Source organism: Thermodesulfobacteriota bacterium, assembly GCA_026415035.1.
Taxonomy (GTDB): domain Bacteria; phylum Desulfobacterota; class BSN033; order BSN033; family UBA1163; genus RBG-16-49-23.
Window position 1 is genome coordinate 258,446 of the sequence record JAOAHX010000001.1, and the last position, 15,851, is coordinate 274,296.

A 15,851-nucleotide genomic window follows, 5' to 3' on the forward strand; every position below is an offset into this window, starting at 1 on the left:
CCTCCTGCCAGAAGGTCCTCCCTCGTCTCCCTCGACCGGAGGGCTTCGCCTGAAGGCCTATTAAAGCGGGCGATCTCAGACGACCCCGGCCTTCAGCAGATCGTGGAGATGGATGATCCCGATCGGTTTTCGATCCCCGGGCCGGTCAAAGACGAAGAGCGAGGTGATCGAAAATTCTTCCATCCTTTGGACGGCTTGAGCGGCGAGGGCATCCTTTTCGATCCACTTCGGATTGCGCGTCATCACCTCGGAGGCGGTCCGATCGAGGAGATCGGAATACCGCTCGAGGGCCCGCCTGAGGTCGCCATCGGTGATCACCCCGACCAGCTCGTCTGCGTCGTTACACACGGCGGTCACCCCCAAGCGCTTCGAGGTGATTTCGAAGATGGCCTCCTTCATCGAGGCCTTTTCATACACCTTCGGAAAGGCCTCCCCCGTGTGCATCAACATCTCGACCCTCAAAAGGAGCCTCTTGCCCAGGGCCCCTCCGGGATGGAGCAGGGCGAAGTCTTCCTTCTTAAATCCCCTTTTGACCATCAGGGCGATCGCCAGGGCGTCGCCCATGGCAAGCGTGGCGGTGGTGCTGGCCGTGGGGGCGAGGCCCAGGGGGCAGGCCTCTTCTTTAACCTGGATGTCGAGCGAGACATCCCCGACCCGAGCCAGGGTCGATTGACGGTTCCCCGTCAGGGTGATCAGGGGGTTGCCGTAGCGTTTGATGAGGGGCAGCACCTCGAGGATCTCCCGGGTCTCGCCGCTGTTGGAGATGGCGATGACGACGTCCTCCTTGGCCAGCATGCCGAAGTCTCCGTTCATGCCCTCGGCCGGGTGGATGAAGAAGGCCGGCGTCCCGGTGCTGGCAAAGGTGGAGGCGATCTTCCTTCCCACCAGCCCCGATTTTCCCATCCCCATGAGGATCACCTTGCCCTTGCATCGGTAGAGGATCTCCACCGCCTTCGAAAACCGCTCGTCGATCCGGCCGATCAAATCGAGGATCGATTCGGCCTCGATCCTCAACACCCTCTTGGCCTCTTCGATCACGTTGACGGACATCGTCTCACTCACCCCGAAATCTCCTTCCCTTCGCCTTGGCCCCCTTCTTGAGCGTCGCCCGGATGAATTCTCGAAAGAGGGGATGGGGGGCCATCGGCTTCGATTTGAATTCGGGATGAAACTGGCAACCCAAAAACCAGGGGTGGTCCTTCAATTCGATCATCTCCACAAGTCTCTGATCGGGAGAAGTCCCGCTGAAGACCATCCCGGCCCGGCTCAACACCTCCCGGTAGTCGTTGTTGAACTCGTACCGATGGCGATGCCTTTCATAGATCATCTTCTTTCCGTAGGCGAGGAAGGCCAGGGTCCCCTCTTCGACCTTGCAGGGGTAAGCCCCGAGGCGCATCGTCCCTCCTAAGGGGCTGTCGGCATCCCTCTTCTGAACCGTTTGGTTCTGATCGACCCACTCCTCGAGCAGGCAGATGACGGGATGGTTCGTTTTGGGGTTGAACTCCGTGCTGTCGGCGTTCTTCAGGCCCGCGCAATGCCTCGCCACCTCGATCACGGCACACTGCATCCCGAGGCAGATCCCGAAGAAGGGGATCTTCCTCTCCCGGGCGAATTGAATCGCCCGGATCTTCCCCCGAATGCCCCTCGTCCCGAACCCCCCGGGGACGAGGATCCCGTCCGCCCCCTGGAGGAGGCGTTCGGGCCCTTCCTTCTCGATCCGCTCCGAATCCACGTATCTCAGGTTGACCCGTGCCTCGTTGGCCAATCCCCCATGGGTGAGGGCCTCGATGAGACTCTTGTAGGATTCGATCAGGCCCACGTACTTCCCGACCATGGCGATCGTCGTCTGATGTCGCGGGGACTTGATCTTCTTGACCACTCGTTCCCAGACGGAGAGGTTGGCCCGGGCCATCCAGATGTTCAGCTTCTGGGCGATCTTCTCGTCCAGCCCCTCCTGGTGAAAGACGATGGGCAATTCGTAGATCGTATCGACGTTCTTCGCCGTGATCACCGCATCTTGATCCACGTTGCAAAAGAGGGCGATCTTCGATTTGACCTCCGGGGAGAGGTATCGATCGGTTCTGCAGAGGAGGATGTCGGGTTGAATCCCGATCTCCCGGAGTTCCTTGACGCTGTGCTGGGTCGGCTTCGTCTTCAGCTCGCCGGCCGTCTCGATATAAGGCACCAGGGTGAGATGGATGTAGAGGGTGTTCTCCCTCCCCACGTCGCCCCGGATCTGCCGGATCGCTTCCAAAAAGGGGAGGCTTTCGATGTCCCCGACCGTTCCCCCCACCTCGACGATGACGATGTCGACGTCTTCGGAAAGATCGAAGACCTTGGACTTGATCTCGTTCGTGATGTGGGGGATCACCTGGACCGTGCTCCCGAGGTACTCTCCCTTCCTCTCCTTCGAGATGACCGAATCGTAGATCTGGCCGGTCGTATAGTTGTTCTTCTTTGAGGTCACGACGCTCGTATATCGTTCGTAATGGCCCAGATCGAGGTCGGTCTCCGCGCCATCGTCCGTCACGTAGACCTCGCCGTGCTGATAGGGATTCATCGTCCCGGGGTCGACGTTGATGTAGGGATCGAACTTCAGGAAGGAAACCTTCAATCCCCGCAACTCGAGAAGGGCACCGATGGAGGCAGAGGCTAACCCCTTCCCTAAGGATGAGACGACCCCGCCTGTGACAAAGATATACTTTGTTCTCCGATTGGCCAATTACGGTCCTCCTCTTGAAGAGGCCTCCCCTAGGGGTCCTTTCCTCGCTAATTTCCCAAAGGCCTCATCAGAAATTTTTCAATGAGCTCATGGCCCTTCTCGACGAAGAGCCCGGTTTGGGCTGCCCTCTCCTCGTCGAAACCCTCCGCCCAAAAACGAGACCTCGTTCTGTGATTGGAGTAGACCACGAAAGGCACCGGGTCTGGCGTGTGGGTCCGGACCGAAAGGGGGGTGGGATGATCCGGAAGAACCAAGAGGTTCAACCTCTCGAAGGCTTCCATTCCCTGAAGGATCGTCCCCACCACCTTTTCGTCAAACGCCTCGATGGCCTCGATCTTCAAACGGAGGTCTCCTTGGTGGCCGGCCTCATCCGGAGCCTCTACATGCACATAGACGAAATCCCTCTCTCGCAAACCCTTCAGGCTATACTCGCCCTTCCCTCGGTAATTGGTGTCGAAATATCCGGTGATGCCCGGCACGGGCAGGACCTCCAGGCCTGCCAGCAATCCGATTCCCCGAATCAGGTGGACAGCCGAGATCACATAGCCCTCCACCCCGAAGCGCTCTCTGAGGGTGGGCATCTGAGGAGACCCGCCCTGACCCCAAAGCCAGATGGAATTGGCAGGCCGAAGGCCCTTCTTTCTCCTTTCGAGGTTGACAGGGTGTTCCCCGAGGATCTTCTGGGAGGCCGCCATGAGCTCGAGAATCTTTGCCCCTGGACCCTCGTCCTTCGGGAGAAAGGGGTCGATCGGTTGCCCGATGAGGTCGTGAGGAGGGGTGAGCTTTAGGGTCTCCAGCCCGGGATAGGCGGTTCGCGCATCCCTCATGATCAAGAGATGGCGGTAACTCACCCCGGAAAAGAACCTCAATCCATCGCGGCCGATTTGGCGGTCGAGGGCCTCGATCAGTCTGGCCGCTTCGTCGTCGGAGATGTGGCCCGCTGCGAAATCCTCCATCACCGTCTTCGATCCCTCTCGCCTGAGCGTGACGAGATTGCAGCGGAAGGCGAGGTCGGCCTGATTTAAAATGAGGCCGAGGCTTGCCGCCTCAAGGGGGCCCCTTCCGGTAAAATAGACAGAAGGGTCGTAACCGAAAATGGAGAGGTTTGCGATTTCGCTTCCGGGGTTAAATCCGTCGGGGATGGTCCTCACCATGCCGACCGTTCCGTGCCGGGCCAACCAATCCAGATGAGGGGTCTTGGCCACGCGGAGGGGAGTCTTTCCTTGGAGGGCCTCCACCGGGTAGTCGGCCATCCCGTCACCGACGATCACGATGTATTTTTCTTTCTGGGCCATTGGATCGATATTGAGGACTGGGCCTGAGCCCCTCCATCCTTTTTCCCTAAATATACCATAACGTTACAATTGTCAAATGAAAATCCACGATTTTCAGCAAAAGTTATGCCAAGTTAGAATTTCAGATTGGGTGGCCGGGAAGGTCGATGGCTGGGTGGGGTCCCTATTTGAGGTTGAGATAGTTCAGGACCTCTACCTTCTTGGGAGGGAGCGAGGCAGGTTTCTGAGACACCCGGACAGCGATATCCGGATCCTTCAACCCGTGTCCGGTGATCGTCAGGACCACAACGTCCTCTCTCTTGAAAAACCCCTTTCGATCGAGTTTGATGATCCCCGCAAGCGAGGCGGCAGAGGCGGGTTCGCAGAAGATCCCTTCAAGCCCTGCCATCAGCTGGTAGGCCTTCAATATCTCCTCGTCGCTCACCATCTCGATCAACCCGCCCGATTCGTCCCTGGCCGCCACGGCCTGTCTCCAGCTGGCGGGATTTCCGATCCGGATGGCCGTGGCGAGCGTCTCAGGCTTGGCCACAACCTCTCCCCGCACAATCGGTGCGGCCCCCTCCGCCTGGAATCCTAACATCTTAGGGAGGCCTTCTATTTTCCCGTGCTCCCGGTATTCCTTGTATCCCTTCCAGTAGGCCGTGATGTTGCCGGCGTTTCCAACTGGGAGGACATGGTAAGTGGGTTCGGCTCCCAGGCGATCGACTACCTCGAAGGCCGCCGTCTTCTGTCCCTCGATCCTGTAGGGGTTGAGGGAGTTGACCAGCGTGACCGGTTCGGTTTCGGAGATCTCCCTCACAATCTGGAGGGCCTCATCGAAATTCCCTTCGATCTGAAGCACTTGGGCACCATGGGCCATCGCCTGAGAAAGTTTGCCAAGGGCGATCTTCCCCTCCGGGATAAGGACATAGGACTTCATCCCCGCCCTTGCCGCATACGCCGCGGCCGAGGCCGAGGTGTTTCCAGTCGAGGCACAGATGACGGCCTTCGATCCTGCCTCCTTGGCCATCGAGACCGCAACGGTCATGCCCCGGTCCTTGAACGAACCGGTCGGGTTGACCCCCTCATATTTGAAATAGAGTTGGAGCCCGGAGAGGATCTCCCGGCTGATCCGGCGGGAGGGGATGAGAGGCGTGCCTCCCTCGAGGAGGGTCACGATGTTCTCTTCCCGGATCGGCGGCAGATGGTTGCGGTACTCGTAGATCACTCCCTTCCACATGCTCTGAAACCCTGTCGGAGTTCCCCGTTTGACCTATGGAAGACTGAAGAAAGTCGACCCATCCCTCACGGCCTAAAGGTCCCGATCACTCCAGCTCGTTCTCGACCCGAATGAAGACGGTCTTTCCCAGGATCACCTTCAACCGATCGATCTCTTTCAACGCCTGGTGGACACTCCTCTCCCTTGCCTCATGGGTCATCATCACGACGGGAACGGCCCCGTCGACTTTCCGGCCTTTCTGGATGACTGAGGCGATGCTGATCCCGTTTCGTCCCAAGATCCCTGAAATCTGGGAGAGGACCCCTGGCCGATCCAGGGCTGAAAAACGCATGTAGTAAGGCATCTCCACTTCTTCCATCTTCTTCAAGGGAAGCCGTTCAAGGGCCGAGGGTCGATCGGATCGCAGAGGGGCCTTCTGCCCCTCGGCGCAGCCGAGGAGATTCCTTCCGAGGTCCACGAGGTCGCTGACCACCGCGCTTCCGGTGGGCATCTGCCCCGCCCCCTGGCCGTAAAAGAGCGTAGGCCCGACCGCATCTCCTTGGATATAGACGGCGTTAAAGACCCCTCCCACGGTCGCAAGGAGATGGCCCTCCGGGACGAAGGTGGGATGGACCCTGGCCTCGATCTTTCCGTTCTCGATCTTGGCGATGGCCAGCAGTTTGACCCGATAACCGAACTCCTTGCCGAACTGGAGGTCAAGGGGCGTGATCGCGGAGATGCCGTCGATGAAGATATCTTTGAATCGTATCCTCGTCCCGAAGGCGAGCCGGATGAGGATGGTCAGCTTATGGGCGGCATCGATGCCTTCGAGATCGTAAGTGGGGTCTGCCTCGGCGTACCCTTTCTCCTGGGCCTCCTTCAGGACCTCCTGGAAACTGCGCCCTTCGTCCGTCATCTTAGTCAGGATGTAGTTGGAGGTCCCGTTGAGGATCCCGAAGATCGATTGAATGCGATTGGCGACCAATCCCTCCTTGATCGAACGGATCAAAGGGATGCCACCTGCCACGGAGGCCTCGAAATTGACGTTCACGCCGTGACGTTCGGCCATCTGGAAGATCTCGTCCCCGTGGAGGGCGAGCAGGGCCTTGTTGGCCGTCACCACATGCTTCCCGTTCTGAATGGCCTTGAGGATAAACGTCCTGGCCGGTTCGATCCCGCCGATCAGCTCCATCACAATGTCGACCTCTGGGTCCTGGAGGATCTCTTCGGCGTTCTCCGTCAAAAGTTCCGGTCTGACCCTGACCCCCCGATCCCGTTTCAGGTCGATGTCGGCGATCCGTTTCAAAACGAGGCGGGCTCCCATTCGGGCTTCGATCAACCTCGCATTCTTTTGCAAGATCTTCACGACACCGGCTCCCACCGTGCCAAATCCGATCATTCCCGCCCGGATGCTTCTCATCCTCTCGGTCTCCCTGAGAAATCCCTTAACGCCCCCTCCCCATGGTTCGTTCCTCGCCCGCGGGTGGCAACGGACTCACCCCAACCCGCGATCCTTCCCCTCTCAAGGCGACTGGGAGGGAAAACCCTGGAAGGCCTTTCGGATCCCCTTGACCGCCTGTTTGATCCGGGCCTCGTTCTCCACCAGGGCGAACCTTACGAAACCCTCTCCATACTCTCCGAAACCGATGCCCGGAGAGACCGCCACCTTGGCCTCCCTCAGGAGGAACTTGGCGAAGTCGAGGGACCCCATCTTCTGGAAGGCCTTCGGAATCTCCGCCCAGACGAACATCGTCCCTTTCGGTTTCTCGATCTCCCAGCCGATCCGCTTCAGCCCGTGGATCAAGGTGTCCCTCCGTCTCTGGTAGGTCTCCGCAACCTCCCTGACGCAGGACTGGTCTTCGGTGAGGGCGATGATGGCCGCGATCTGAATCGGTTGAAAGGTCCCGTAATCGAAGTAGCTCTTCAACCGGGCCAGGGCCGTGATCATCTCCGGATTCCCCACGGCGAACCCGACCCGCCATCCCGCCATATTGTAGCTCTTGGAAAGGGAGAAGAATTCGACCCCGATCTCCTTTGCCCCCTTCACCTGAAGAAGGCTGGGGGCCCGGTAACCGTCGAAGACGATGTCGGCATAGGCGAGGTCGTGAACGACCATCAAGCGGTGATCTCTGGCGAAATCGACCAGTTTTTCGAAGAAATCGAGGTCCACCACCCGCGTCGTGGGATTGTGGGGAAAACTGACGATCAGCATCTTCGGAGGGGGCCAGCTCTGTTTGGTCGCTGCCTCCAATCTCTCGAAAAAATCGCCCTCTCCGGCGAGGGGGACCGACCGCACATCGCCCCCCGCGATCACCACCGAATAGGCATGGATGGGGTATGTCGGGTTGGGGACCAGGACGACATCGCCCGGGCCCATTGTCGCCAAAACCAGGTGGCCGATCCCCTCCTTGGCGCCGATCGTGACCACGGCCTCCGACTCGGGATCGAGGTCCACATCGTAACGGTTCCGATACCAGTTGGTGATCGCCAGCCGGAGTTTGTAAATCCCCTTCGAGGCCGAGTATCGATGGTTCCTGGGGTTCTTCACCGCCTCGATCAGTTTATGGACGATGTGCTTGGGCGTGGGCAGATCGGGGTTTCCCATCCCTAAGTCGATGATATCCTCCCCCCGCCTCCTGGCCTCCATCTTCAGCTGGTTGACGATCCCGAAGATGTAAGGGGGGAGCCGCATGATCCTTGGAAAGGCGGTCCCGTCAAGTGGAAAGGTCCCCATCGTCTCTCGCTATCCGATCTTTGGTGAAATCTTCTGGCGCCCCGACCTCAACGGCCCAAGAGGCCGAAGCCTGAGCTTACGGTTAGGGTTAACACACTTTAACCCTCTTTTCAATCGGCCTTCCCCTTCAACCGATCGAAGCCCATTCCAATCTCCCTTTCCACCTCTTAAGCAGGATCTCCTTCAGGCCCGCATGAGGAGGGCTTTGGAGGTCCGGGTCCTCCTGCACTAAACGAAAGGCCTCTTTTCTCGCCTCGATGAGCACGGCGGCATCCCGGAGGAGATGGGCCACCCGGAAGTCCGGAAGGCCGGACTGTCGGGTGCCAAAAAATTCTCCTGGCCCCCTCAACTCGAGATCCTGCTCGGCGATCTGAAACCCATCGTTCGTCCGCTCCATGGTCCGGAGGCGAATCTGGGCCTCCTCAGAAATCCCGCGTGGGGTGACGAGGAGGCAGGTGGAGGGATATCGGCCCCGGCCGATCCTCCCCCTCAATTGGTGCAGTTGGGAGAGGCCGAACCTCTCGGCATGTTCGATCACCAGGACCGTGGCATTGGGGATATCGATGCCCACCTCGATGACGGTCGTGGCCACCAGGATATCGATCTTCCCTTCCTTGAAGGCCATCATCACCCTCTCCTTCTCCTCGCTCCTCATCCGACCATGAAGCAGTCCGATGCGAAAGGTGGGGAAGACCTGCCTCTGGAGGTGTTCGGCCATCTGGGTCGCATTTTCGAGACCCAATTTTTCAGACTCCTCCACCAGGGGATAGACCAGGAAGGCCTGTCTCCCTTTCTTCACCTCCTCTTCGACGATCCGGTAAACCTGGCCCCGTTCAGACTCGGAAAAGACCTTGGTCGCAACGGGCATCCGCCCAGGGGGGAGTTCATCGATCAGCGAGAGGTCGAGATCGCCGTAGAGGGTCATGGCCAGGGTCCTCGGTATGGGCGTGGCGGTCATGACCAGGACATCGGGATGTTCTCCCTTCTTTTTCAGGAGCCCCCTCTGGATCACCCCGAATTTATGCTGTTCGTCGATGATCGCAAGCCCCAGTCGATGGAAGGTCACCTGGTCTTGAATCACCGCATGGGTCCCGATAACCATCTGGACCCTCCCGCTTCGGATCGACCGATAGATCTCCTCCCTTTCCGCCCCCTTGACCTGGCTGGTCAACAGCGCCACGTGGACCCCCAAGGGCTCCACCCATCGATGGATCGTGAGGTAATGCTGCTCGGCCAAGACCTCCGTGGGCGCCATGATGGCCACCTGGTAACCGCATTCCACCACGTGGAGGCCTGCCAGGACGGCGACGATCGTCTTTCCGCTTCCGACCTCTCCCTGAATCAAACGGTTCATCGGGTGAGGTCTCCTCAGATCTTCCACGATCTCGGAAAGCACCCGCTTCTGGGCAGGGGTCAACTCGAACGAAAGGGTGTCCAGCAGTCTACGGGCGAGCTGGCCTTCGGCCTGGAAGGAGAGGCCCTGTTCCAGACTGACCCCGCGCTTCTTCAAAGCCAGGCCGAGCTCGAGAAAGAAGAACTCGTCGAAGATGATCCTCCGGTGGCCTTCCGATTGGAAGCGATTGAGCCGCTCGATCGACTCCTCCTCGGGCGGGAAATGGACCCTCCGGAAGGCCTCCGAGAAATCGATCAAGCCTTGACGTTCGAGGATCTCTGAGGGGATGGGGCTTTTCAGCTCATCCGAGTATTGATCCACAAGGCTTTTCATCAAGCGGCGGAGCCGCCACTGAGGAAGGCCTTCGGTTTCGGAATAGATGGGGACGATCCTCTTGAAATGGAGGGAGTCCTTTTCGAGATCGCCCTCCACGATCTCCACCTCCGGGTGATGGATCTCCTTCTGGCCGTTGAACCACCTCACCTCCCCTGAAAAGATGAGCCTTCGGCCCTTTCTGAACCGACTCCGAAGATAGCGCTCGTGACCATGGAACCATTTGAGCGTGATCACCCCGGTATCGTCTCCCACCCTGACCTCGAAGACCCTCCTCCTCCGGTTCTGGTAATAGGCCATCCCGGAGATTAGAATCTCTCCGAAAGCGGTCTCCTTCCGGCCCATCTGAAGCTCGGCGATCCTCTTTACCCGTCTCCGGTCCTCATAGGCACGGGGCAGGAAATAGAGTCCGTCTTCGACGGTTCGGATCCCCTTTCGCTCGAGAAGGCCGGCAAGCCTCGGTCCCACCCCTTTCACATACTGGATCGGGGCCGAGAGGGAAGGTTTCAGGATGGGTTCGGATCTTTTGGTCATGGCGCTTCTTAACCCCGATTCTTGAAGGGAAGCATACCACCCTCCTGCTCGGTTAGACAAGACCGCCTCCCTCCCGCGGTTCGTTGACAGGGTCTTCCAAATCGATTACCATAGGTTCGTTGATTCATGGAGGAAGAGATGGAAGAGAAGATGGTCGGAGTGATCGGTGGCTCAGGGCTTTATGAAATGGAAGGGCTCGAGAAGATCGAAGAGGTCACCCTGTCCACGCCCTTCGGAAGTCCCTCGGACTCGATCGTGGTGGGCCGTCTCGAAGGGGTGAAGGTCGCCTTCCTGCCCCGCCACGGGAGAGGACACCGGATCCCCCCCTCGTCCCTCAATTTCAGGGCCAACATCTACGCCATGAAGAAACTGGGCGTCCAGTGGATCATCGGGGTGAGCGCCGTGGGCTCGATGAAGGAGCATATCCATCCGGGAGATATGGTCATCCCCGACCAGTTCATCGACCGAACGGCAGGCCGGCCCAACACCTTCTTCAGCGACGGCGTGGTCTGCCACATCAGCTTTGCCGACCCGGTCTGCCCCACCCTCAGCCAGCTCCTCGCCAAGGCCGGAGAGGAAGTGGGCGCCACGGTTCACAAGAAAGGGACCTATCTCTGCATCGAGGGCCCCCAGTTCTCGACCCGGGCCGAGTCGAACCTCTACCGTTCCTGGGGCGTCGATGTGATCGGGATGACCAACCTCCCGGAGGCAAGGCTGGCCAGGGAGGCGGAGATCTGTTATGCGACCATGGCCTTTGCGACCGACTACGACTGCTGGCATCAGGAGGCAGGGGACGTCACCATCGGAGAGGTCCTGAGAATCCTCGCCCAAAGCGTCCGGACGGCCAAGAGCGCCATCCGAATCGCCCTCAAGCACCTCCCGGAGAAGAGGGACTGCCCCTGTGCAGAGGCCCTGAAACATGCCCTGATCACGAGCCGGAAGCTGATCCCGGAAAAGACGAAACAGGACCTCGAACCCATATTAGGGAAGTACCTTTGAAGACGAGGGGACCGAGTGAAATTCGTGGCCGATCGAACCCTCGGAAAACTGGTCAAAGGCCTCCGGATGCTCGGGTTCGATACCCTTTATTATACAGGAAGGGACATCCACCAGCTTCTCCATCTTTCCCGCGATGAGGGCCGAGTCCTCCTGACACGGGATCGGAAGCTGGCCCTCAGGAGGCCGAAAGACCGGATCCTCACGATCACCGAAGATAAGCCCTCCCGCCAGGTCGAGGAGGTGATCCGGAAGGCCTCCCTCCGGCTCGACGAAGAGGTCCTCTTCAGCCGATGCCTTCTGTGCAACGAACTCCTCGAGGAGATCCCTAAAAAGGAGGCGGAGGGTCGCGTGCCCGATTTCATTTTCAATCAGCATGGGGACTTTTTCCGGTGCCCCGCCTGTCGAAGGATCTACTGGCCCGGTTCCCATCTGACGCAGATGAGGCGAAGGGTGGAGGAATTGGCCAAAGGGGTTTCGGTCGAAAAAGGCCCGGCCGGCCCTGTGTCGTTGAAAGATTGAAGGAACGATCTGAGTGTGAAGGTTTAATCCCATGTGCGGCATCTTCGGAATCTATGGCCACCCCGAAGCCTCGAATCACACCTATTTGGGACTCTATGCCCTTCAACATCGGGGTCAGGAGAGCGCGGGGATCGTCTCCTCCGATGGAAATCGCCTTTATCACTTCCGTCAGATGGGACTGGTCTCGGAGATCTTCACCCGTGAGACATTGAAGAGGCTTCCAGGCCGAAGCGCCATCGGCCATGTCCGTTATTCCACGGCTGGAGAGAGCGACCTGAAGAATGCCCAGCCCTTTGTCGTCAATTACTCCAAGGGATCGGTCGCCATCGCCCACAATGGAAACCTGACCAACGCCTACCTGATCCGAAACAGGCTGGAAACGGGCGGCTCCATCTTCCAATCCACCATGGATACCGAGGTCATCGTCCACCTGATCGCCCACGCCACGGGAAAGACCTTCACCGAACGGGCCATCGAGGCGCTCGGACAGGTGGAGGGGGCCTATTCCTTACTCTTCCTCACCGAAACGGAGATGGTGGCGGCCAGGGATCCCCTCGGATTCAGACCCCTGATCCTTGGAAGCCTCAAAGGCTCGCCCGTGGTCGCCTCGGAGACCTGCGCCCTTGACCTCATCGGCGCCCGGTTCGAGAGGGAGATCGAGGCAGGGGAGATCCTCTTGATCAACGAAAAGGGGATCAAATCGTTTAAACCCTTTCCCAAGCGGAAGCTCCATCAATGTATCTTTGAATTCATCTACTTCGCCAGGCCCGACAGTTTCATCTTCAATCACAACGTCTATCAGGTGAGGAAGTCCCTGGGCCTCCGGCTCTCGGAAGAGGCACCCGCCAAGGTGGATATGGTGATCCCCGTGCCCGACTCCGGGCTTCCGGCCACCCTGGGCTTTGCGGCCCGATCCGGACTTCCTCTCGAACTGGGCCTGATTCGAAACCACTATGTGGGTCGAACCTTCATCGAACCCGAAGAGCGGATCCGCCATTTCGGGGTGAAGATCAAACTCAATCCCGTCAAGGGATTGCTTTCGGGAAAGAGGATCGCCATTGTGGACGATTCGATCGTCCGGGCCACCACCAGCCGGAAGATCGTGAAGATGCTTCGGAACGCAGGTGCCCGGGAGGTCCACGTGCGGATCAGCTCTCCGCCCATCACCGACCCCTGCTTCTTCGGGATCGATACGCCCAGGAAGTCCGAACTCATCGCCTCCTCCTATCAGGTGGATGAGATCCGGAGGTTCATCCAGGCGACCTCTTTGAACTACCTCAGCCTGGAGGGGTTGAAGAGGTGCGTGCAAGGAGAGGAGGAGAAGTTCTGCTATGCCTGCTTCACCGGAGACTATCCGGTCGATTCAGAGGATTGAGGCGGAGGGGATGGGTTCGCCTGCTGGGAGGCCCTGTTCTCTTCAAGGATGTAGGCCTTCACCGTCTCGTAGAGTTTGTCTCCGATCAAGCCGACGCTGTGGAGCCAATCCATGGCATCGGATATCTTAAAGAGGATGTGGGGTTCGATCCGGGAGGCCCGAAGCCTCTCCCTTCCCCCTTGCTCCCGATCCAGTAAGACGACCAGTTCGTTGACCACCCCGCCCTGGTCCCTGACCACCTCGGCCGCCTCGATCACGCTCTCTCCGGTGGTGATGAGATCGTCCACAATGAGGACCCGGTCGTTCCGGCTCAGGGTCCCCTCGATCTTCTTTCTCACCCCGTGTTCCTTTCGGGCCTGCCGGTAATAGATGAGGGGGATTCCGAGTTTCTGGCTGACCATGGTGGCAAAGGGGACACCGGCGGTGGGGACCCCCAGGATCTTGTCGACCTTCTCCTTTCCGATCTCGTTGACCACGATCCGGGTCAGGGCGTTGGCGATCCAGTCCATCGTGATCGGGCTGGAGAGGGTCAGCCTCAGATCGATGTAATAGGGGCTCCTCTTCCCCGAGGCCAGGATGTAGTCCCCGAACTTGATGGCGTCGTTCTTGATGAGGAGGATGCCCACCTGCTTGGTCAGAAACTGCTTCTCCTCCTCCCAGACCTTTCTCTCGATCTCCTCGATTCCGAGAATCATCAGACTCCCCCAAAACGTTTTTAACACTCATATACAGATTTGAGGCCGTTGTCAATAGGATTCCTTCTTTTGGGTTTAGAGATCGGCGTCCAGGCGAGGGTAGGGAGGTTGGGTCTCAGCGGATTCTCATTCTTGCTTCCCATCTAAATTATTATTGTTTTTTTTCGGGCAGGGGCATCCATGGTTTTTCCCGGTACTGTGACGCTTGGGGAAGCCATTTTTTTAAGTTAGTGAGCCTTGTGCCGTAACTTGGGTGGGTTGAAAAATATTCGATTTGAAATCCCTTTGACTCTCTCTCCATCCTTTCCCAAAAGTGGATAGCCCCGTTAGGGTCATAACCCGCTTTAGACATGATGAGAAGTCCAATATAGTCTGCCTCGTGTTCATGGAGCCTGCTGTATGGAAGCAAAACTCCCAATTGAGCCCCTAGGCCCACGGCGATCATGATGGCCCCTTCGTATTTAGAATATTTCTTCGAACTGGCTACGGCCACATCCACCGCCGCTATCGCTAAATTTGCTGCGAGAATTTGAGAATAACGCTCTGCCCCGTGACGGGCGATGGCATGGGCAATTTCATGGCCAATGACCGCGGCCAACTCATCTTCGGATTTGACAAAATTCAACAACCCTGTATAGAGGACCATCTTCCCTCCCGGGAACATCCCAGCATTGACTGTTTTGGAATCTTCAACGATGATGAACCTCCATTTGTATTCATCCTTCCACCCCGTTGCTTCTAAAATCCTACCGAAGACCCTATTGACGGTCAATAAATGACCTCTCATCTCGGGCCTCGGATCGTCTCTCCTCACGATATGCCCCTTATCCCAAAGGGGTTTGGAAAATTGTAAAAAGGCAGCCTCACCCAGGCGTTCCTCCTCGGCTTTCGAAAGCATCATCAGTTGGGATCTTCCTGTAATCGGTGCAGTTGCACATCCTGTGACGAGAAGCCCTATGAGGAGGACGAAGAGTTTGAAACTTAAGATCCTGAAGGTAATTTTATTCTTTAACATACCGGCAAGTCGGAGAATTGCCTGTGGTAAATTTTATATCCCCATCCCTTAGATTTTTGAATCCAAGACCGGGTGAATTTTTTCAAAATGGGTTAAAACCCCCATGGGGCTCGTTTAAAAGATTTCGGTCATCGAATCGGAGATTTACTGCTTCTCAGAAAGAGTTGGTGTTTTCTTCCATGGCGATTGAAATCTTCTTGTGAAATAGGGCCTTCACTTCCTGGGGTCAGAGGGGTTCTTTTGAGGAATTTTAGAATTTCTCCGTCTCCAGCCCTCTATTTTTCTCATAAACCATTTGATTCTGGCAAAACCTTCTTCCCATCTTTTGACCATCTTAGCTTCCAGGAGAAACCCAGCTATTTCTGCATCGGTATATCCACCAAACATCCAACCCGCTATATGGATTTCCAACGGGTCATCCGTGATCTCCCGAATGATGACCCAGGCTTTTTCTATCCTACATAACAGTTCATAATAATCGTCGTAAAGATAGTCCCATTGGGGGTCCTCCATAAAGCGTGAGATTACATTGCCATTTATATCGATGGTTCCGGTTCTTTTACACACCTCATAGATATCCTCACCGGCCTTTCCCCCTTGAAGGACTTTGAATCTTTTTTCCATAAATCCTCCTGATGTGGGACGGGGAGAATTCTCTTCGGGCTTCCGATAGGAGAGAAGGGCGATCCGTAGGAAATGCGAAACTATTTGATTATCCTTCAATTCCGAGAGGCAACCCCCTCTTCAGTGAAGGGTTGCCTCTCGCCTGGGAGGTTAGGGTTATCTACCATCTCGGAAAAGTATAAGAGGGATTATAATAAGGGTTATAATAGGGGCTTCGGTCAGAACGATCATAATAACGGTCCAGATATCTGTTGGGGTCCCCGGGGGTAATCCTGCCCGTATTTGGGTTATAATTGCCCGGGTAACTATAATTATTGTAAGGGTTGCCATCCGGGTTACTGCGGTAATGGGGAGAAACATATGTTCCATCTCTACGGTAATAACCGGAAACCCACCCTGCCTCAGCCCAATCTAC

The 15,851-nt window shown here is 57.3% G+C and carries 13 protein-coding genes; 3 read left to right on the forward strand and 10 right to left on the reverse strand.

Annotated features, from left to right (window positions below; genetic code table 11):
* Window positions 1-75: 75 nt before the first annotated feature.
* The 7 genes from N3G78_01315 to recG form a co-directional block, all read right to left on the reverse strand.
* Window positions 76-1,062, reverse strand: coding sequence for a KpsF/GutQ family sugar-phosphate isomerase (locus N3G78_01315; protein MCX8116554.1), 987 nt, complete (start codon window positions 1,060-1,062; stop codon window positions 76-78).
* Entirely contained in the window at window positions 1,055-2,722 is a 1,668-nt protein-coding gene (locus tag N3G78_01320; GenBank protein ID MCX8116555.1) for a CTP synthase, read from the reverse strand. The genes N3G78_01315 and N3G78_01320 overlap by 8 nt, the downstream gene beginning before the upstream one ends.
* Window positions 2,723-2,769: 47 nt before the next feature.
* On the reverse strand, window positions 2,770-4,017 hold the full coding sequence (locus tag N3G78_01325) for a cofactor-independent phosphoglycerate mutase (protein MCX8116556.1): 1,248 nt from the start codon (window positions 4,015-4,017) through the stop codon (window positions 2,770-2,772).
* A 163-nt stretch (window positions 4,018-4,180) separates the two neighbouring features.
* A complete protein-coding gene (gene thrC, locus N3G78_01330; protein MCX8116557.1) occupies window positions 4,181-5,236 on the reverse strand; it encodes a threonine synthase in 1,056 nt (351 codons plus the stop codon).
* A gap of 85 nt (window positions 5,237-5,321) precedes the next feature.
* On the reverse strand, window positions 5,322-6,635 hold the full coding sequence (locus tag N3G78_01335) for a homoserine dehydrogenase (protein ID MCX8116558.1): 1,314 nt from the start codon (window positions 6,633-6,635) through the stop codon (window positions 5,322-5,324).
* Window positions 6,636-6,737: 102 nt separating this feature from the next.
* Window positions 6,738-7,949 (reverse strand): alanine transaminase, encoded by a 1,212-nt coding sequence (gene alaC, locus N3G78_01340; protein MCX8116559.1) that lies wholly within the window; start codon window positions 7,947-7,949, stop codon window positions 6,738-6,740.
* 127 nt (window positions 7,950-8,076) lie between these two features.
* Window positions 8,077-10,269: an ATP-dependent DNA helicase RecG gene (gene recG, locus N3G78_01345; protein ID MCX8116560.1), complete on the reverse strand. Its 2,193-nt coding sequence runs from the start codon at window positions 10,267-10,269 to the stop codon at window positions 8,077-8,079.
* A 78-nt stretch (window positions 10,270-10,347) separates the two neighbouring features.
* On the opposite strand from recG, the gene mtnP reads away from it, so the two are divergent.
* Genes mtnP through purF form a run of 3 tightly spaced genes read left to right on the forward strand, consistent with a single transcriptional unit; the run spans window position 10,348 to window position 13,102 of the window.
* The gene (mtnP, locus tag N3G78_01350; protein MCX8116561.1) at window positions 10,348-11,208 is read left to right on the forward strand and encodes an S-methyl-5'-thioadenosine phosphorylase; all 861 of its coding nucleotides are present in this window, start codon (window positions 10,348-10,350) and stop codon (window positions 11,206-11,208) included.
* A gap of 24 nt (window positions 11,209-11,232) precedes the next feature.
* Window positions 11,233-11,727, forward strand: a complete 495-nt coding sequence (locus tag N3G78_01355; GenBank protein MCX8116562.1) for a Mut7-C RNAse domain-containing protein — start codon at window positions 11,233-11,235, stop codon at window positions 11,725-11,727.
* Window positions 11,728-11,758: 31 nt separating this feature from the next.
* Window positions 11,759-13,102 (forward strand): amidophosphoribosyltransferase, encoded by a 1,344-nt coding sequence (gene purF, locus N3G78_01360; protein ID MCX8116563.1) that lies wholly within the window; start codon window positions 11,759-11,761, stop codon window positions 13,100-13,102.
* Here purF and pyrE read toward each other — a convergent pair.
* The 3 genes from pyrE to N3G78_01375 all read right to left on the reverse strand — a co-directional run bounded on the left by pyrE (window position 13,078) and on the right by N3G78_01375 (window position 15,436).
* Window positions 13,078-13,797 (reverse strand): orotate phosphoribosyltransferase, encoded by a 720-nt coding sequence (gene pyrE / locus N3G78_01365; GenBank protein ID MCX8116564.1) that lies wholly within the window; start codon window positions 13,795-13,797, stop codon window positions 13,078-13,080. The genes purF and pyrE overlap by 25 nt on opposite strands.
* A gap of 151 nt (window positions 13,798-13,948) precedes the next feature.
* Window positions 13,949-14,812 (reverse strand): M48 family metallopeptidase, encoded by an 864-nt coding sequence (locus N3G78_01370; protein MCX8116565.1) that lies wholly within the window; start codon window positions 14,810-14,812, stop codon window positions 13,949-13,951.
* Window positions 14,813-15,025: 213 nt separating this feature from the next.
* On the reverse strand, window positions 15,026-15,436 hold the full coding sequence (locus N3G78_01375; GenBank protein ID MCX8116566.1) for a hypothetical protein: 411 nt from the start codon (window positions 15,434-15,436) through the stop codon (window positions 15,026-15,028).
* Between the last annotated feature and the right edge of the window lie 415 nt (window positions 15,437-15,851).